This is a genomic window from Bifidobacterium callitrichos DSM 23973, from assembly GCF_000741175.1.
In the GTDB taxonomy this organism is placed as follows: domain Bacteria; phylum Actinomycetota; class Actinomycetes; order Actinomycetales; family Bifidobacteriaceae; genus Bifidobacterium; species Bifidobacterium callitrichos.
The window spans coordinates 153323-172333 of the sequence record NZ_JGYS01000006.1 but is presented as its reverse complement, the minus strand read 5'-3'; the positions used below and the strand labels follow the sequence as shown (position 1 = coordinate 172333).

General features: G+C 63.3%; 16 protein-coding genes and 1 pseudogene. 7 read left to right on the top strand and 10 right to left on the bottom strand.

The window, feature by feature from the left end; genetic code table 11:
* Positions 1-252: pseudogene (locus BCAL_RS05030) on the bottom strand (ISL3 family transposase); the annotation flags it as partial.
* 185 nt (positions 253-437) lie between these two features.
* Here BCAL_RS05030 and BCAL_RS05025 point away from each other — a divergent pair.
* Together BCAL_RS05025 and BCAL_RS05020 are read left to right on the top strand one after the other, a co-directional pair.
* Entirely contained in the window at positions 438-731 is a 294-nt protein-coding gene (locus BCAL_RS05025) for a type II toxin-antitoxin system RelB/DinJ family antitoxin (protein WP_043164442.1), read from the top strand.
* The gene (locus BCAL_RS05020) at positions 721-1140 is read left to right on the top strand and encodes a type II toxin-antitoxin system VapC family toxin (RefSeq protein WP_043164443.1); all 420 of its coding nucleotides are present in this window, start codon (positions 721-723) and stop codon (positions 1138-1140) included. The genes BCAL_RS05025 and BCAL_RS05020 overlap by 11 nt, the downstream gene beginning before the upstream one ends.
* Before the next feature lie 515 nt (positions 1141-1655).
* On the opposite strand, the gene BCAL_RS05015 is transcribed toward BCAL_RS05020, so the two are convergent.
* Together BCAL_RS05015 and BCAL_RS05010 are read right to left on the bottom strand one after the other, a co-directional pair.
* Positions 1656-2876, bottom strand: a complete 1221-nt coding sequence (locus BCAL_RS05015; RefSeq protein WP_081887255.1) for a restriction endonuclease subunit S — start codon at positions 2874-2876, stop codon at positions 1656-1658.
* Positions 2877-3229: 353 nt separating this feature from the next.
* Positions 3230-4693 (bottom strand): type I restriction-modification system subunit M, encoded by a 1464-nt coding sequence (locus BCAL_RS05010; protein ID WP_043164447.1) that lies wholly within the window; start codon positions 4691-4693, stop codon positions 3230-3232.
* A gap of 123 nt (positions 4694-4816) precedes the next feature.
* Here BCAL_RS05010 and BCAL_RS05005 point away from each other — a divergent pair, with 123 nt between their 5' ends.
* Positions 4817-5941: a diacylglycerol/lipid kinase family protein gene (locus tag BCAL_RS05005; RefSeq protein WP_193350931.1), complete on the top strand. Its 1125-nt coding sequence runs from the start codon at positions 4817-4819 to the stop codon at positions 5939-5941.
* Between the two features lie 11 nt (positions 5942-5952).
* Here the strand turns inward: BCAL_RS05005 and BCAL_RS05000 are convergent, their stop codons facing one another.
* Both BCAL_RS05000 and BCAL_RS04995 read right to left on the bottom strand, forming a co-directional pair.
* Positions 5953-6786, bottom strand: a complete 834-nt coding sequence (locus BCAL_RS05000) for a PRD domain-containing protein (protein WP_043164451.1) — start codon at positions 6784-6786, stop codon at positions 5953-5955.
* A gap of 33 nt (positions 6787-6819) precedes the next feature.
* Positions 6820-8949: a glucose PTS transporter subunit IIA gene (locus BCAL_RS04995; protein ID WP_043164710.1), complete on the bottom strand. Its 2130-nt coding sequence runs from the start codon at positions 8947-8949 to the stop codon at positions 6820-6822.
* 471 nt (positions 8950-9420) lie between these two features.
* On the opposite strand from BCAL_RS04995, the gene pgm reads away from it, so the two are divergent.
* The 3 genes from pgm (at position 9421) to rpiA (ending at position 13089) form a co-directional block, all read left to right on the top strand.
* Positions 9421-11097 carry a phosphoglucomutase (alpha-D-glucose-1,6-bisphosphate-dependent) gene (pgm, locus tag BCAL_RS04990; protein WP_043164453.1) on the top strand — a complete coding sequence of 559 codons (1677 nt, stop codon included), beginning with the start codon at positions 9421-9423 and terminating at the stop codon, positions 11095-11097.
* Between the two features lie 159 nt (positions 11098-11256).
* A complete protein-coding gene (locus BCAL_RS04985; RefSeq protein WP_043164711.1) occupies positions 11257-12270 on the top strand; it encodes a ribonuclease H family protein in 1014 nt (337 codons plus the stop codon).
* A 120-nt stretch (positions 12271-12390) separates the two neighbouring features.
* A complete protein-coding gene (gene rpiA, locus BCAL_RS04980) occupies positions 12391-13089 on the top strand; it encodes a ribose-5-phosphate isomerase RpiA (RefSeq protein WP_043164454.1) in 699 nt (232 codons plus the stop codon).
* A 192-nt stretch (positions 13090-13281) separates the two neighbouring features.
* Here rpiA and BCAL_RS12645 read toward each other — a convergent pair whose 3' ends face one another.
* A complete protein-coding gene (locus BCAL_RS12645) occupies positions 13282-13371 on the bottom strand; it encodes a 30S ribosomal protein bS22 (protein WP_081887254.1) in 90 nt (29 codons plus the stop codon).
* Between the two features lie 182 nt (positions 13372-13553).
* Positions 13554-14207: a hypothetical protein gene (locus BCAL_RS04975; protein ID WP_238549621.1), complete on the bottom strand. Its 654-nt coding sequence runs from the start codon at positions 14205-14207 to the stop codon at positions 13554-13556.
* Positions 14208-14285: 78 nt separating this feature from the next.
* On the opposite strand from BCAL_RS04975, the gene radA reads away from it, so the two are divergent.
* Positions 14286-15788: a DNA repair protein RadA gene (gene radA, locus BCAL_RS04970; protein ID WP_043164456.1), complete on the top strand. Its 1503-nt coding sequence runs from the start codon at positions 14286-14288 to the stop codon at positions 15786-15788.
* A 12-nt stretch (positions 15789-15800) separates the two neighbouring features.
* Here the strand turns inward: radA and ribF are convergent, their stop codons facing one another.
* The 3 genes from ribF to rbfA form a co-directional block, all read right to left on the bottom strand.
* Entirely contained in the window at positions 15801-16925 is a 1125-nt protein-coding gene (gene ribF, locus BCAL_RS04965; RefSeq protein WP_043164458.1) for a bifunctional riboflavin kinase/FMN adenylyltransferase, read from the bottom strand.
* A 166-nt stretch (positions 16926-17091) separates the two neighbouring features.
* Positions 17092-18318: a tRNA pseudouridine synthase B gene (locus BCAL_RS04960; RefSeq protein WP_043164459.1), complete on the bottom strand. Its 1227-nt coding sequence runs from the start codon at positions 18316-18318 to the stop codon at positions 17092-17094.
* Positions 18315-18923: a 30S ribosome-binding factor RbfA gene (rbfA, locus tag BCAL_RS04955; RefSeq protein WP_043164461.1), complete on the bottom strand. Its 609-nt coding sequence runs from the start codon at positions 18921-18923 to the stop codon at positions 18315-18317. Before rbfA ends, BCAL_RS04960 begins: the two co-directional genes overlap by 4 nt.
* Between the last annotated feature and the right edge of the window lie 88 nt (positions 18924-19011).

The following is a 19011-nucleotide window of genomic DNA, read 5'->3' as shown; positions in this document are numbered from 1 at the left end:
CACGCCGGCATGGATGAACGCCTTGTACTGGAAGAAGTTCAGATGCCTCCACACGCGCCCGCGCGTGTCATGCACCGGGCACTCGTCCCGCCGGCACCCCGGCTCGGGACAACGGAACCGCGAGCCCGCCTCGAAACCGATCCCGATATGCAACTCCTGCCTGCCGTCGTCGCCGTCCCGGAAATCCACCGACTCGACCCTCCAAGGCTCCCGCAACTGAAGCGCGGCCGTGAACAAACGCGAGGTATCCATGCCTCCAACCTACCCGACAGACACCACACCGCACACCATCACCCACCACAAACAGCGAAAGGCCGAAAAACATGAATATCGGCATGAGGCGAAGGGCGATTCCATATGTGCCACGAATTGACCAGCGCGAGGTGCGCGAATAAAATATCTACTATCTATATGTAGATAGTAGACAGGAGGATGTGATGGCGACCGCTACAGTCTCCGCAAGTGTCGATGCCAAGGTCAAGGCCGTGGCCAACGACTACATCAGGAAGGCCGGTCTCACTCCCAACGAGCTGATCCGCGATCTGTGGGAGAGCATCGCCAACACGGGGGTCGTCCCCGAGTTCGACGATTCGGGAAACACGCGCAGGCAGGCGCGACTGGCCGCCTTCAAGGACGCCCAGGACATCATCGCGAACCTGCCACGCGGCACCGAACTGGACACCATGACCTACGACGACATGCGCAAGGAGTTCGAGAACCGTGACATCTAGGCTCCTGTTCGACACGAACATCCTTGTGGACTATGCGGTCGCGAACCGGCCGGAGCACACCCCCGCCACCACCCTCATGGAACGGGTGGCGAAGTCCGAGGCCGCCGGATACGTGACCTCCGGTTCCCTGAAGGACTTCTACTACCTGTGCAGGAAGCCGCTGGGCGAGCCCGCGTGCAGACAGCTCATCCGTCATTTTCTGGTGCTGTTGGATGTTCTTCCCGTCGGTCAGCGGGAATGTGACGATTCCGCTTACTCCGACGAACCCGATTTCGAGGACGGTCTGATCCGCGCCGTCGCCGAACGCAATGACATCGATTTCATCATCACCCGCGATTCCGGGGCGTTCGCCCATTCATCGGTAAAGAGCATGACCGCCCGTCAGTACCTCGAACTGTTCCCCCGGTGAATCGCTTCCGTCGATTTCGATCAAGGAGGCCAGCCTGCGTATGCCCTGCGACGCTCTGTATGCACACGGCGCGACCATCGGTGGACTCCACGGCGGGAGAAAGGCGGAGAGAATTGTCACAACGTGCGATTCACACCAGTTCCGGTTACGTTGTGACAAGAAAAGCTGTCACGACGTGCGATTCACGTCGATTTTTTCGAGTTGTGACACGGATCACCGGCAACGAATGCGATCACACAAATGACGCAGTCTATGAAATGGCGGAATTCCAAGCGTTCTGACGATCCGGTCTCGGTCGTCGACCGTCGTCAATCCTCCGTTCTTGTCACAACACGTCAAAAAGCGAGCCGGAATCACGTTGTGACCGCACGTTGTGACCACACCGTATCAGCGACGATTTCCTGACGGCGACATCCGGTGTTCCGCGTGAGCGAATCACCTTGTATGTTGCGCCCCTCGGCATGGTGAGATGGCCGCTGCCGACTCACCATGCCCATATATCAGATCCGCCCCTGTCACAAGGCGCCACGGAAGGCCCGGGACTGCAAGGCGGCAAACAGCTCGTCGTCCAAGGCCAGCGCCCGCTCGACCTTGGCCCGAACCGCCGCAATCGCCTCCACCCGCCGAGCAAACTCTTTTTGCAACTCAATCGGCGGCAGGGGGATATTTATTTGTGAAAGCGCCTGCTGATTGACCTTATATGTTCCATTCGTTGTCCTCGCCGACCTCTCAATTTGACTACGAACTGACCCACTATGCCAAACTATTTCCAAATAAGGCAATAATATTTTGTCCGTATTCACTCGTCCTGCAATAATCGTATCAGGGAAAACAAGATCCGGACAATCCTTATTACTGTATGCGCCAACACCAACTAGTGATTTATTACCATTCCCTCGGCACATCATGAAATCTTGACCGGTTACACGCTTATCAGCAGGAGGCTCAGTATCAAAAGTTCCTTCTTTTACAGCGCTCACATCAAACTTCCCTTGAGTAATTGCCGATAAGGTAAGAACCCGAGCGCTTACAGTTCCACTTTTTGAAGGAGATAGTCCATTACGCATCACTGGCATCAGATCACCCGACTCAACAATCGGGAAATCATCACTCAAAAACATTTCATCAAAAAATGACTGCTTAAGCTCGTCAAGATCTACAAGGATCTGACGATGCTTGGCGCGAATGGCATCGGCTCGATCAAGCACGGCCACAATCCGCCTCTGCTCCTCCAATGATGGCAGAGGAATAGAAAACGAAAGCAGCACCTCCTCCTTGATTCTCTGCCTGTTCGTAATCCCCTTGCTATACTGCTGGATAGCGTACTGCAATCGACCGGAACGGAAAAAGTGCATCAGATAACTCTTGAGTACCTTCCGATCATCAACCCGGAATACCGGAAAATCCTTACTCACAACAGCGCCATCAAGCTCACTAGGGACAATGGCGAATGCATTATTTCTAGCATCGATGCGAGAGTAAATCAGCTGCCCTTCATGAATCCGGTAACCTGTAAAAGCAACTGGAATTTTCCCGTCTTTGATGACGCGTTCCACAGCTCCACCGCACTTAGTACGGACAGTCACAAACGTCTCATCGGCGGGATTATCAATACGCTCCGGCTCGGCATCGAGAGTCAGCAACTCCCCCAACTTCACCATACGTGGTTTTTCTCCGTCACCGTTTCGCGACATATTCACCTTCATCTTTGAGGGTTCACTCATGGAATCAGTCATCGAATAACCCTTTCAACACCCACGAACCATTATTCCGCACCGCACATTTCTCAACCAACCGAACTACCCTTCAGTCCCGCTTCGCGGGCCAGCTCCCCTGACAAGGGGAGCCGAGAGAAAACAACATCCCCACGCAACGAGTGTCGGGGCGGCGTATGCGATGCTCGACCGTGGGCTTGGCCGAACGGCCTTGAGTGTGTCGAGCATCGCATACGCCGCCTCGACACTACCAACACCGACACTACCAACACCGACACTACCAACACCGACACGGCTGACGTCGAAGGAGATCTCCCCCTCAGTCACGCTTCGCGCGACAGCTCCCTCATCAGAGGGAGCCGGAATCACACCCGTCACGAAAGCAGCTCCCGCAATGCCGCGACATCGGCCGCGATCCCGGAATCAAGCGAGTCGATGTCGTCCAGGATCTCCGAGACCGACCGATGTTCCTCCTCCTCGTACTCGATCTCCTTGTACCGATTGAGGCTCAGGTCGTACTCCTGTCCGGCGATCTCCTCCTTCGGTACGCAGAACGACTGCTCCGTCCGCGCCCGGGATCGCTCGGACTCGCCACGTCGATGCGTCCAGCGTTCAAGCACATCCGGCAGGTCGTTGGCCTCGATCGGCGAGCGCTTGTCGTCGAGGGAGTATCCGTCGGCGCGCACGTCGTAGAACCATACGTCGTCGGTGCCGCCGCCGTCGGTTTTGGTGAACACGAGGATCGCGGTGCTGACGCCGGCGTACGGTTTGAAAACGCCGGACGGCAGTTTGACCACCGCTTCGAGCTTCTGCTCCTCGACGAGCGCCTTGCGCAGTTTCTTGTGTGCGCCGGTCGAGCCGAACAGTACGCCTTCGGGCACGATGATGGCCGCGCGTCCACCCGGTTCGAGCATGCGCAGGAAGTGCGCGAGGAACAGCAGCTCCGTCTTCTTGGTTTTCACCTGGCGCAGCAGTTTCGCGCTGGTCGTCTCGTAGTCGAGGCTGCCGGAGAACGGCGGGTTGGCGAGGATCAGCGAATAGCGGTCTTCGTCCTCGTCGCCGGATGCGCTCAGCGAGTCCTTGTAGTGGACGTTGGGATCGTCGATGCCGTGCAGCATGAGGTTCATGCTGCCGATGCGCAGCATGGTGCGGTCGAAGTCGTAGCCGTGGAACATGTCGGTGGCGTACCGTTCTCGCAGCAGCGGGTCGCTGTATACCTCCGGGTGATGTTCGCGCACGTATTCGGCGGATGCGACGAGGAAGCCGCAGGTACCGCACGCGGGATCGCAGATGGTGTCGCGAGGGGTCGGCGCCATCATCGCGACCATGAGTTGGATGATGTGTCGCGGCGTGCGGAACTGTCCGTTCACACCGGAGCTGGAGAGTTTCGAGAGCAGGTATTCGTAGAGGTCGCCGTTCACGTCCGTGTTGGACATATCGATGTCGGAGAGCATGTCGACGGTTTTGGCGAGCAGAAGCGGCGTGGGGATCGTGAATCGCGCATCCTTCATCTGCTCCGCGTAGGAGGATTCCGCGCCGCCCATCGTCCGCAGGAACGGGAACACCTGTTCGGAGACGATCTCGTACATGGTCTCCGGGTCCTTCTGCGAGAAGACGCTCCAGCGCAGGTTCCGCTGATCCTCGGTGAACACCGCGTGCTCGATCGGGCGATGGAGCCGGCGAGCCTTGTTCTCCTCGCGCTGCTGGTTCATGTCGAGTCGGCGCATGAACAGCAGGTAGGTGATCTGCTCGATCACCTCGAGCGGATTGGAGATGCCGCCGGACCAGAAGGCGTCCCAGACACGGTCGATTTTGTTGCGTACTTCGGAACCAAGCATGACATCCGATCATAGCGGGACGGGGAGGCCTGACGGGGAGCCGAGACGTCCGACGTAGAGGAATCGTCGAATTTCGTCGTGGCGTTGCATGTCGCGGTGGGGTTTGCGTGAACAATGGGAGTCATGCCCACAGCCGTCATCATCGTCATTGCAGTCATCATCGGTGTCGCCATCCTCGTGGCGGCGGCCTTGGCGTACCGTTCGTACCGCCGTCAGCTGCTCGCCGAGAAGCTTGTCGAGCGCGACGACGATCAGGTGCATTACGCGTTCATCATCAACCCGTCCAAGCCGCAGGCCGAGGTGAGACGTCAGCATATCGAGGAGTTCTGCGCATCGAAGGGGTTGACGGAGGTCGAGTTCATCGACACGCAGCTGGACAAGGACGGCCGCGCATGCGCGCTGGAGGCGCTGAGGCACGGCGCTGACGTGGTGATCGCGGTCGGCGGCGACGGCACGGTGAGGACGGTGGCCTCCGCCGTCTCGGGCACCGGTCACGCGCTGGGCATCGTGCCGATCGGCACCGGCAACCTGTTCGCCCGCAACATGGGCATTCCGGTGGACGACATCGACGCGGCGCTGACGGTGGCCACCTCGCATGGCTCGCGCACGGTGGATATGGGTAGGCTCACGCTGCTGGACCATCCGGAGGAGGATCACGGGCACGCGTTCCTTATTATCGCCGGCGTCGGCTTCGACGCGGCGATGATCGACGACACGGATCCCCAGCTCAAGAAGAACATCAGCTGGCTCGCCTACTTCGTGGGTGGCGTCAAGAACCTGTTCACGCCGCGATATCACGCGAACGTGACGATCACCAGCCGCGACGGCAGCACCCATTCGACGCGTGGTCTCATCTTCCGCACGTTCATGGCCGGCAACTGCGGGCAGATCCCCGTGTTCTCGCTGATGCCGAACGCCTCGTACGACGACGGCCTGCTTGATTTCGAGATCATCGACACGACCGGCGGCATCCTCGGCTGGGCGAACCTGTTCGGCGACGTGGTGCATCAGACGATCACGGGCCGTGCGGAGCAGAATCCGCTGTCGACGAATTCGACGATCGACCAGATCCAGGGCGTGAGCGCCGAGCTGACGCTGGAGAAGCCGGCTCTCGCGCAGGTGGACGGCGATATGCTGCCCGAGACGCGTCACATCCGCTTCGATGTGGAGCGCAGGGCGCTGATCGTACGCGTGCCGGAGGTGACGCCGGATCTGTCGGCGACGGGCACGATCCCGCCGGTGAAGTGAATCCAATGCCGCTATGCGGCGGTGACTCGGGCCACGTGGAGGGTGAGATAGGCGATCTCGTCCTCGGTGAGTGTGGTGTCGAGACGCAGTTCGATGAGTGCGGCGATCCGTCGGGCGCAGTCGAACGCCTTCGGATAGGACTGGGTGATCGACGTGACGATCGCCTCGGGTTCGCGCTCGAGCTGGTTGTGCTGGTGGATGCGCACGAACAGGTAGCGCAGATGGGTGATGAATCGGCCGACGTTGACCGAATGCTCATCAAGCTTGATGTCGTAGGTGCCTTCGATGACGGCGAGCAGCTGTTGGATGACGCCGGTCATCGCATACGTGCGGGAGAGGTCGCCGGTCGCGAATCCGGCGTTGACCAGATGGAGCGCGAACGCCACGGCCTCGCTGTCGGGTAACGCTCCGTTAAGTCTGCGATTAAGGGAGACGAGCAGTTCCCGTCCCTGCGTGTATTCACGCTCGTAGAGGGAACTCACTTCTTCGCTCAATGGGTAGGCAACGGCGGGGATGCCGTTCCTGACGCGGCGCAACACGCCGCATACGTGGTCGGCGAGCGCCATGACGAGCGTCGGATTCTGCGCCGCTTGGGCGCCGAGTCCGATCTCGTCCATGGCGTCGGAGACCAGTCTGATGATCTCGGGGGGAATGTCGCCCAACAACTGGGCCATGTGGTCGGGATCGCGACCGTCGGCGGGCACGAACACGCGTGCCACCTTGGTCGCGTCGACCTTCATGCCGGGTTTGGCCTTGAAGCCAAGGCCGCGCCCGGTGAGGATGACTTCGCGCCTCCCGTCCTTCGCCAGAACGACGTTGTTGTTGAAGACGCGAAGTACTTCCATGGCGTTCCTCCCGATCCCGGGACGAATCCCGGATTACTTCTCGATGGCGATGACCTCGTCGCCGGCCTTGACGTCCACATCCGTCTTCGGAGTGACCGCCGTGAGCATTGCGGTGTTGAGCACCGTCATCAGGGTGGTGGTGCTGTAACCGGATGCCTTGACCTTATCAAAGTCGACGGTCACCAGCGTGTCACCGGCGTTGACGCGATCGCCCTTGGCAACGGCCACGGCGAAGCCCTCGCCGTTCATCTTGACCGTGTCGATGCCGACGTGGACGAGCACCTCGACGCCGTCATCGGTCTTGAGACCGAATGCATGGCCGGTTTCGGCGACGGTCTGCAGGACGCCGGAGACCGGAGCCTTGACGATGGAGTCGGTCGGCTGGACGCCGACGCCCTCACCGAGGGCGCGGGAGGCGAACACCGGATCGCCGGCGTCGTCCAGGGAGACGACGTGGCCGTTGACCGGGGACAGAACGGCGGTGGTCGGCTCGCTCTGGGAGGCCGGAGCGGACGGAGCGGCTTCGGCAGCAGGAGCGGACGGAGCGGCGACCGGGGCCGGGGCGGCGGCGGACTCGACGGAGCCCGCATCGGACTTGGCGGCGACCGCGGCGGCGGCAACGCGGGCCTTGACCTCGGCCTTCTGCTCCGGGGTGCGGTAGTCGAAGGTGATGATCAGGACCATGGAGGTGATGAACGCGGCGGCGATGGCGATGGCGTAGACCCACATCTGGTCGAAGACCGGGATGGTCAGCAGGGAGGTGAAGGCGAACGCGGTGGTGGTCACGCCGTGGACGGTCTCGCCGGAGGCGATGGTGGACGGGAACAGCCATCCGAGGACGGCGATCACGACACCGCCGACGCCACAGCCGACGAGCATACGGGAGTAGATGAGCTTGTAGCGCAGGTGGATGCCGTAGAGGCTCGGCTCGGAGACGCCACCGAGCAGGCCGGCCGCGAGCGCACCGATCGAGGTCTGGCGCATCTGGTCGTCCTTGTCACGGATGGAGAGGAACAGCACGCCGGCGGTGGCGCCGAAGCAGGCGAAGTTCCACGTACCCATCGGGCCCTGGATGAAGTCGTAGCCCATCGACTGGATGTTCATGAGCATGAGGGCGTTGAGCGGCCAGTGCAGGCCGAGCGGCACGAGGAACGGGTAGAGCAGCGGGATCGCGATGGCGAAGATGAAGGGGGCGTGGCCGTTCATCCAGGCGAGGCCGACACCGAGGCCGTTGCCGACCCACACGCCCAGCGGACCGATGAGGAAGGCGGTCAGGGCGCCGACGATGATCATGGAGAAGAACGGCAGGAAGACCAGCTGGATGCTCTCGGGGATGATCCTCTTCATGCCGTGGTAGACGAGGGCCAGCACGGCGGCCATCATGAGCGGCACGAACACGTTGCCGGAGTAGTCGGACAGCTGCATCGGCAGGCCGAAGACGGTCGCGGTGCAGGAGGAGGTGCCGAGGGTCTCGTTGGTGACGCACTGCACGGCGTCGCCCCACGTCTTGGTGTCGGACAGCGCGGTGAACTGCGGGGTCATCAGCGCAGCCATGATGGCGCCGCCCAGCCACGGGTCGACCTTGAGCTTCTTGGCGGCGTTGTAGGCGACCATGATGGGCAGGAAGTAGAACACGCCCTTCCACAGCGCCTTGATGAACATGAGGCCGGTGTTCGCCTCGTCGTTCGGGATCACGCCGATCGAGATGAACAGGTTGACCAGCGCGATGATGATGGACGCGCCGAGCAGGACGCCCAGGATCGGGCGGAAGGAGTCGGCCAGATACTCGAAGAAGTTGTCGAGCCACGCGACCTTGCCGCGCACGCCTTCGTTGCGCTTAGCGGCCTTGAGCTCGGCGTCGCTCATCTCGCCGTCGGCAGCGTCGGCGTCGACGCTGCCGGCGCCGACGCCCGCCATCTCGGGCAGATGCATGATCTCGTCGTACACGGTGGCCACCTGACCGCCGATGACGACCTGATAACGATTACCAGACTGCGGCACACCGCCGAGCACGACCTTGTTGGCATCGAGCGAGGCCTGATCGACCTTGCCGTTGTCCTTCAACTCGAAACGCAGTCGAGTGGCGCAGTGCGTCAGCGACTTGACGTTGGAGGCGCCGCCGACGGCGGTGATGATCGCCTTGACATCGTCCTGATGCGACATCGGATTCTCCATTTCCTACTGTTCTTCCACTGTTTCTAGTCACCTTGCGTGATCGTCATCGACCCCAGATAACAGAAAAGACCCGAGACAAGGACCATATGGAGCCGTGGGGCGAATACACCTACGGCGAGTCCATGTCTCAGGTCTTGCCTCGAAATCTTGAGTAGCAACCCTGCTAAGGAAACTGACGGAGGTCAGTGTACCATGCCTCAAAATATCGAGCAAACGTTTACTGATCGCCGCGTGTCGCGGCACGACACGCGGCGACCGCCGCCCTCACGACGATCCGTCGATATGCGCGCGGACGATCCGACGATGCCCGGATGCCGCATCCTACCGCCCCTTGCGCCATCCCGGCGCCATCCCGTCATCGCCACGGTCATACAATTCAACATCCATTCACTCACATTTCAGAACAATTGAGCACAAAATGTTACTCACCGTACATGTCGGACGCCGTAGAATGGAGGCATGGTAGCTAACAATGCGGGCAAGCCCGCCACCCCAGCAGATCTGATCAACGTCGATGAGGTCATCGGCAAGTACTATGACCTCGTCCCCGACCCGGCCGTTCCGGAGCAGCGTGTCATCTTCGGCACCTCCGGCCACCGCGGTTCGTCCCTGAAGACCTCGTTCAACGAGGCCCACATCGTCGCCATCTCCCAGGCCATCGCCGAATACCGCAAGAAGGCCGGCGTCACCGGCCCGCTGTACCTCGGCTCCGACACCCACGCCCTGAGCGAGCCGGCCCGCAAGACCGCCATCGAGGTGCTCGTCGCCAACGGTGTGCACGTGCGCGTCGACTCCCGCGGCGACTTCGTGCCGACGCCGGTCGTCTCCCAGGCCATCCTGACGCACAACCGTGCGGCCGACGGCACCCAGCGCTTCGAGGGCGAGGGTCTGGCCGACGGCATCGTCGTCACCCCGTCGCACAACCCGCCCACCGACGGCGGCTTCAAGTACGACCCGGTCACCGGCGGCCCGGCCCCGGCCGAGACCACCAACGCGATCGCCGCCCGCGCCAACGAGCTGCTCGCCGACTACAAGAACGTCAAGCGCGTGCCGTACGAGGAGGCCATCAAGTCCGAGTACGTCGAGCCCTTCGACTTCCGTGAGCACTACGTCGCCGACCTCGGCAACGTCATCGATTTCGATGTGATCCGCTCCTCCGGCGTGCGTCTCGGCATCGACCCGCTCGGCGGCGCGTCCGTCAACTACTGGCCGCTCATCAACGAGAAGTACAACCTGAACATCGGCGTCGTGCGCCCCGAGGTCGACCCGACCTGGCGCTTCATGACCATCGACCACGACGGCAAGATCCGCATGGATCCGTCCTCGCCGTACGCGATGAAGGGCCTCGTCGACGAGCTCAACGCCGGCGCGTGGGACAAGTACGATCTCGTCGGCGGCACCGACCCGGATGCCGACCGTCACGGCATCGTGTGCCCCGACTGGGGTGTCATGAACCCGAACCACTACATCGCCGTGTGCGTCGAGTACCTGTTCGGCGGCAACCGTCCGGGCTGGCCCGAGGGCGCCGCCGTCGGCAAGACGCTGGTCTCCTCCTCCCTGATCGACCGCGTGGCCGCGTCGATCAACGCGAAGGTCATGGAGGTCCCGGTCGGCTTCAAGTGGTTCGTCGACCCGCTGTTCAAGGGCGAGGTCGCGTTCGGCGGCGAGGAGAGCTCCGGCATGTCCTTCCTGCGCAAGGACGGCCGCATCTGGACCACCGACAAGGATGGCCTCATCCCCGACCTGCTCGCCGCGGAGATCACCGCGAAGACCGGCAAGAACCCGGCCGAGCTGCACAAGGACCAGGTGGCCCGCTTCGGCGAGTCCTGGTACAAGCGCGTCGACACCCCGACCACGCTCGAGCAGAAGCAGAAGTTCGGCAAGCTCACCGGCGACGACGTCACCGCCACGCAGCTCGCGGGCGAGGACATCACCGCCAAGCTCACCGAGGCGCCGGGCAACCACGCCAAGATCGGCGGTCTGAAGGTCACCACGAAGGACAACTGGTTCGCCGCCCGTCCTTCCGGCACCGAGAACATCTACAAGGTCTACGCCGAGTCCTTCGAGAGCCCGGAGGCCCTCGACAAGGTCCTCGCCGAGGCCGAGGTCGTCGTCGACAAGGCACTGGCCGAGTGAATCGGCGCTAGTCGCTAGTCGACACCGACACATCGATTAGGCAAGGGGATTCCCGCGGAATGTTGAACCGCGGGAATCCCCTTTTGTATGGTGGTGGGCATGGGTAAGAAGATTGTGGTGTCCACCGATGGATCGGCGTTGGGCAATCCGAACGGGCCGATGGGATGGGCGTGGGCCGACCATGACACGAACGCCGGAGACGGCCGCATTCCCGGTCATGAACACGATTCCAGAGGGTACGACGCCGGCGGCGCCACGAACGGCACGAACCAGATCGGCGAACTGTGCGCGGTGCTGCAGGTGCTGCGTGCGCACCCCGGGCCCGAACCGCTGCTCATCGAATCGGACTCGCAGTATGCGATCAACTGCTCGACCAAATGGCTCAAGGGCTGGAAGAAGAACGGCTGGAGGAACTCCCAGAAGCAGCCGGTGAAGAACGTCGAGGTCATCAAGGCCATCGATGCCGAGATCGCCAAGCGCCCCGGCCCGGTCGACTTCAAATGGGTCAAGGGACACGCCGGTAATGCGGGCAACGAGCTCGTGGACGAGCTGGCGAGGACATACGCGCAGGAATGCCGCAAGGGGTCACAGGACGGTTATCTGCCGCTCGAGGGATGGCAGTCGCTGCTCAACTCGCCATATGCGAAGGGCACCGATGTGCCGCCGGACGCGCAGCTGATGCTGGATCGCGCCGCCGCAGGACTCAAACCCGTCGACGAACGACATGAGACGACGATCGATCGTGACGGAGCCAGAGGGCTGCCGCGTAGAAACAGGTCCGCGTCCAGGGACAAGACGGACCCGGCAGGACGCAATGACCTGCAAGAGCGGGAATCATCGACGATCGCATCGATCGCGCCGGTCGCATCAGTCACACCGATCGCATCGACCGAAACCACGGAGATGTCGGAGAGTCGGCCGGCAGACGCCGATACGCAGCACGCGACCGCACGGTCAGGCAAGGAACATCAGCCTGTGGGACCCGCACAACCCGCGAACACACCGACTCCGAGCGGCCTCAGGGTCTCGGGCACGGTGCGCTTCTCCCCCGCCCCGAAGACCAGCCCGTACTTCACCGGCGAGAGCATGCACGTACGCGGCTACATCGCGGTGGACGGATTCGTGGACGGCGACGGCAACCTCACCATCACCGATGCGGACTTCCTGAGATAGTCCGTCATGCCCGACGAAGCTGAACAGCCGGCGAACACGAGTGGACACGACCGCACACAATCTCCCATCCGCGTTAGGATGGAAGCGGACTTTCAACAGGTCAGGAAAGGAATCACCACCATGGATAAGGCACAGCAGGACGCCCTGAAGAAGGCCGCCGGCATCGAGGCCGCCAAGCTCGTCGAGAACGGCATGATCGCCGGCCTCGGCACCGGTTCGACCGTTAAGTTCCTCGTGGACGAGCTCGGCCGCCGCGTTCAGGAGGAGGGCCTTCAGTTCACCGGCGTGACGACCTCCCGCCGCACCCAGGCTCAGGCCGAAAGCTACGGCATCAAGATCGTCGACATCGATGACGTGGACCACATCGATGTGACCATCGACGGCGCCGACGAGGTCGACAAGAACTTCAACGGCATCAAGGGCGGCGGCGCGGCCCTCCTGTGGGAGAAGATCGTGGCCACCAACTCCAACAAGATCGTGTGGATCGTCGACGAGTCCAAGGTCGTCGACACCATCGGCAAGTTCCCGCTGCCGGTCGAGGTCATCCCGTTCGGCGCCGGCCACGTCGTCAAGAAGTTCGAGGCCAAGGGCTACAAGCCGGTGCTGCGTCTCGACGCCGACGGCAAGGAGGTGCGCACCGACGAGAACAACTTCGTCGTGGATCTGCACCTGGAGCGCATCGACCACCCGTTCGATCTGGCCGAGGACCTCATCAACACGGTGGGCGTCGTCGAGCACGGCCTGTTCCTCAACATGGTCGACACCGTCATCGTCGGCGACCCGAACGGCCCGCGCGTGCTGACCAACTCCAACAAGTGATCGCGTCGTAGATCGCGGATATTCACGAAGGACGGGTCCTTTCCCTTGGGCGCAACCCACGGGAAAGGACCCGTCCTTCGTAGTATGCACCGATTCGAGACGATCGCACCGATTCGGTACGGATGGCGCATATAAGAAAAACCCCGGAACCTTACGGTTCACGGGGTTTTCACGCCGTGAAAGCAGGTAAGACTACCTACGCTGGTGGCGGGTCTTACGCAGCAGTTTGCGGTGCTTCTTCTTGCTCATCCGCTTGCGGCGCTTCTTGATGACGGAACCCATCTGAAGCCTCCATTCCGATTAATCGTAAAAGTTGCAACTCGCACGAGTATACACATGATCTCGGACGATGCCACCCGCAACGGTCACCAAAGGTTCATCGAGCGTCCATACACGAGGTGTTCCGGGAAGGCCACGCGTTGCGGCAGTCGACGGGGACGACAAAGGACTCTGGGCCCAGGAACCTACAGCGGGAACTTCTGGTAGAACCGCTGCACCGAGGACTTCGCACCGGTGGCTTGGAACACCACCGTGTCGTTGCGCCACACGGCCGTGGCCTGAGCCCCGTCCTCCTTGCCGCCCTTGACGACGTAGTCGCCGGTGGCGTTGCCCTGCACCTTGACCGATCCGGAGGCGATCGTCTTGCCGCCCAGCGCCTTGGCGAGCGCATCGTACTGCGTCTTCGCGGGCGTGGACGTGCTCCACTGCGCCACGACCAGCGTGACGTTCTCGGCCTTCTTGCCGGTCGAATACGTGAGCGTGTACTCCTCGAGCGGAGAGGAGGAGCTCCATGTGGTCGAATCCTCGGCCTTGGTGCGCGCGAAGTTCAGCACGCTGTCCGGCATGGCCTTGAGCAGTTCGGTCGCATCCGACGGCAGCGCCTCGGCCTTGATGCTCGGCGTGGTCGGCTCCGCGCTCTGGGATTGGTCCACCTTCGGCGCGACGTCCTTGTTGAGCGCCCATCCGGGCCATACGAACGCGGACAGGAACGCCAGGATGATCGCCACGGCCGCCGCCACGACGACGGCGAACAGTTTGGCGTGCGATCCACTCGCCAGGCCACGCGCATTCCTGCCGGATTGCGGACGGTTTTTCGGACGGATATTCGACTTCGACATGACTCCGATTGTGGCACATCCGCCTGACGCGCCGCACACTTATCGCACGCTGTCGCTTTGCGGCGTTAGCGTCGGAATATGGCAAAAACGAATGTGCATTACCTGTGCTCCGAATGCGGGTGGACCGGCGCGAAATGGTTCGGCAAATGTCCCGAGTGCGGGCAATGGGGCACCATCGACGAATTCCATGAGGCACGCCCCGCGGCGGCGACTCGCACCTCGGCCGCCCGCCGTGCATCGGGCACCGCGGGCGCCGCAACGGGCATCGGTGCGGACGGGCGCGTATCCCGCACGCGGTCGGTGGCGGTGGCGGCCGGAGCGGCCCGTCCGATCACCGAGATCGGCACCGATGACGTGACGCGCATTCCCACGGGCTTCTCCGAATTCGACCGCGTGCTCGGCGGGGGCATCGTACCCGGTTCGGTGGTGCTGGTGGCCGGCGAGCCTGGCATCGGCAAGTCGACGCTGCTGCTGGAGACCGCCGGCAACATCGCCCGGACGCATGCGGCGGAGGGCGGACGCGTATTGTACGTGTCCGGAGAGGAATCGCAGGGGCAGGTGCGGCTGCGCGCCTCCCGCATCAACGCGGTCGAACCGAATCTGCTGCTCGCCGCCACGACGGACCTCGCCACCGTGCTGGGGCTGATCGAGCAGGAACGGCCCACGCTCGCGATCGTCGATTCGGCGCAGACGATCGTCTCGCAGGACGTCGACGGCATCTCCGGCGGGTCCACGCAGGTGCGCGAGGTGGCGAGCGCCCTGATCGACGTGGCCAAGACACTGGACGTGCCGGTGCTGCTCGTCGGACATGTCACGAAGGACGGTTCGATCGCCGGCCCTCGCACGTTGGAGCATCTGGTGGATGTGGTCTGCCAGTTTGAGGGCGATGCGGAGACGGCGCTCAGAATGCTGCGCGCGGTGAAGAACCGTTTCGGCCCGACCGACGAGGTCGGCTGCTTCGATATGAGCGGCGAGGGCATCGAGGAGGTGACCGATCCGGCCGGCCTGTTCCTGTCCACCGCTGCGGGGGCCGAGTCGACGGGGAATGCAACGGGGGACACGGCGGGCGATGCGCAGGCCGACGCCCCCGTGGAGGGCACCTGCGTGACGTTCACGCTGGACGGGCATCGTTCGCTGCCGATCGAGATCCAGTCGCTGGTGACGAATTCGGTGCTGCCGACGCCGCGCCGCGCCGTCAACGGCGTGGACGCCAATCGCATCGCGATGCTGGTGGCGGTGCTGTACCGTCACGGACGGGTGAATCTGCTGTCGAACGATCTGTATGTCTCGACGATCGCCGGCGGGTTGGCAAAGGAACCGGCCTGCGATCTTGCGATCGTCGCCGCGTTGGCGAGCGCCGCGAAGCATGCGCCGATCGCCCGTACGACCTGTGCGATCGGCGAGATCTCCCTGACCGGTCAGGTGCGCCCCGCGCCCCGGTTGGAGTACCGGCTGCGAGAGGCGGCGCGATTGGGGTTCACGACGGCGGTGGTGCCACGCCTACGCAAGCACATGACGATTCCGGGGCTCGCGATCGTGCAGGTGTCGTCGCTCAAGGCGGCGTTGGACGCGCTGCTGTAGCGCTGACTGCCGTCAGGCGAGGATCCTCTTGGTCTCCTCGACGTTGCGCTTCAGTTCGGCCGTGAGCTCGTCGACGCCGTCGAACCTGACCTGCGGACGCAGGAAGCCGACGAATTCGACACGCACCCTATGACCGTAGAGCTCCAGCCAGTCGTCGGTGATCGCATACGCTTCGACGACCCGCTCGTTGAGGCCCGTCTTCTCGCTGAACGTGGGCTTGGTACCGATGGAGATCGCGGCGGGCCAACGGATCTCGCCGTCGATGAGCCATCCGGCGTACACGCCGTCGACCGGCAGATAGCCGATGACGTCCTCGGAGAGGTTCGCCGTCGGGAAACCGATCGTGCGTCCGCGCTCCTCGCCGTGGACGACGACGCCTTCGACCGCGTGCGGACGGCCGAGAATCGCGTTCGCGTCCTTGATGCGGCCGTGCCCGAGCAGGTAGCGCACGTTGCTGGAGCTCCACGCGCGCGTGGCCCTGGCCTGATGGCGCTTGCTCCACGCGCGTCGTTCGGCCTTGCTCATCGAGGCGAGCGGGTCGGCGGGCTCGCCCCACTCCCCCGGCATCTCGGGCTGCCAGTCCAGCGGGATGCGCACCTCGCCGGGACCGCGGTCGTCGACCACGTCGAGTTCGAACACACCGGTGGCCGCTGCGAGGTTGGCGATCGCCTTGACGTCGCCCTTGCGTCCGGCACCCATCGCGGCGTCGGAGCCAAGCACGAGCGTGCGCATGCCGAGCTTGCCGGTGAGCTGGCCGAGGAAGAAGATGTACGATTTCGCGGCGAACGCCATCGTGTATCGCACGACGAGCGCATGCTCGACGCCAAGCTCCTCCAGCGTCTTGAGCCGGTCGTCGATGCCGTTCAGGGCGTTCGCGTCGATGACGCCCTCGCCGGGCTCCTCGCCGTCGTGCGCGGCGGTCCAGCGATGCACGAACGCAGGGCGCGGATCGAACAGGATCACCACGGAGAACGCGTCATGCCGGTGCGCGAGTTCGACCACGCGGCGGATGACCGCCTGATGCCCCAGATGCATGCCGTCGAACGCACCCAACGTGACCACGGCGCGTTTGTCGTTGTCGAAGGCGGGCCATGCGACGTCGCCGTTCTCGTCGGGGGTCAGATGCGTGATGTTCATTGCCATGGTCGTTCCTCGGGGATTCCAGTGTTTTCAAGGGGTCGGGGATGTTCCGCGCTATTCCCGTCGCCGCCCGCGTCCACTCTAGCAGCAGTGGTGGCTCGCGGTCGGGCGGGTTATGCGGGCGGTTACGCGGGGCTATGGGTCATATGGGTTCAGTGGCTAGCTATTCGGCGGGGAAGACGACGCTCGGTTTGATCTGGTGCGCGTTGGCCCGTTCGACGATCGCCACGACGTCGTCCTGCGTCTGCGTCTCGGACGTGCCTGCCGTGGCCGGGACGATGGCGGCCGCCTGCATGACGTCCTTGGCGAGTCGGCGTTCGAGACGACGGCCGAACCGCAGTTCGCGCGCCTCGACATCGTCGATCTCGATGACGGGCATCGCACCGCGTGCGGCATCGCCCATGGGCACGGATCGGGCGAGAAGCCAGTCGGTCCGTTCCTCGCCGGACATCCCTTCGGGCGTGTCCAGCACGCAGCGGGAGCGGGTGATCGCCTCCCCCTCGCGATTGGTGAAGGTCCTCGCCTCGGCGTGCGCGGTGATCGCCTGCACCGTGGCGCCGAGTCCGGAATGGTCGTCGGACAGGGCGAACCGTCCGACGCGCGTGCGGCGCAGACGCGTCAGGTGACCGCCGACGCCGAGCGTCTCGCCCAGATCGCGAGCCAGCGCGCGAATATACGTGCCCGACGAGCAGCTGACGCGCACGTCCACGTCGATGACCGTGATCGTCGCGTCGGCATCGCCCGGCGTACTGTCAGTGGCATCGGTATCAGCCGCGGCGGTCAACGGGGAACCGGCGAGTGCGGACGACGTGCGGCCGGGTCTCACGTCCAGCACCGCGAATTCGGCGATATGCACGGGGCGTTCCTTGAGTTCGACCTCCTTGCCTTCGCGGGCGAGGTCGTATGCGCGTTTGCCGTTGATCTTGATGGCGGAGAAGGTGTTCGGCACCTGCTCGATGTCGCCGAGGAACCGCTCGGCGATGGTGCGTTCGATCAGACCTCGCCATGTCTGCACGGACGTGGAGGTAGTCGAGGGCGCGACAGCCTGCGCCGGATCGCCCGATTCCGTCTTCGACTCGACGACTCGCTCGGACAGTGCCGCCCATCGCTCGGATGCCTCGGGGTCGATGATCGTCTCGCCTTCGGCGTCGTCGGTGGTGGTGCGCATGCCGAGACGGATCGTCGCCTCGTAGGTCTTGTCATGTTCGACGATGTACTGGAGCAGACGCGTGGCGCGACCGAACCCGATGACCAGCATGCCGGTGGCCATCGGATCGAGCGTGCCGGCGTGCCCGACCTTCTTCGTGTGCAGGGCGCCACGCACGGCGGCGACCGCGTCGAAGCTGGTCACGCCCAGCGGCTTGTCGACGATGAGCAGACCGTCACTCACGCGCGGCCACCGTCCGCGTCGTCCGCGTCGTCCGCGTCGGAATTATTCGCGGTTTCGTCGCCGGTCTCGTCGTCGGTCTCGCCGGTCTCGTCGGTCTCGTCATAATCGTCGAAACCGTCGTCGTCACCGAAGCCGTCGTCGTCGAAGCCATCAGACGCATCGTCCGCGGGCTCATCGTCGTGCTTGTACGGATCCGCGTCACCGGCGTACTGGGCGTTCGCGCGGGCGCGGGCGAGATCCTCGTCGCGCTTGCGGGCCAGAGCGAGGATGTCCTCGATCTCGTGGGCCTCGCCGGGCACCTCGTCGAAGACGAACTGCAGCTGCGGGGTCAGGCGCAGGCCGGCCTTGTGGCCGACGAGCGTGCGCAGATGGCCCTTGGCCTGATCGAGTGCCTGCTGGGCGCGCTTGCGCTCGCCCTGCTCGCGGCCCTCGTGGCCGTACTGGGTCCAGTAGACCTTGGCGATCTGCAGATCGTTGGTCACACGAACCTCGGTGATGGTGATGTTCAACAGACGCTTGTCATGCAGCTCACGTTCGATCGACGAGGCGATGACACGCTGGATCAGGGCCGCGATCCTCGCGGCGCGGGGGTTGGATCCTGCCATGGAAGTTCCTTTCAAACGGCCGAAGCCCCCTCGAGAGGAGGGGGCCATCGGCTGGGACGGAAAACCGGTTTCCGATTACCTGTGTGTA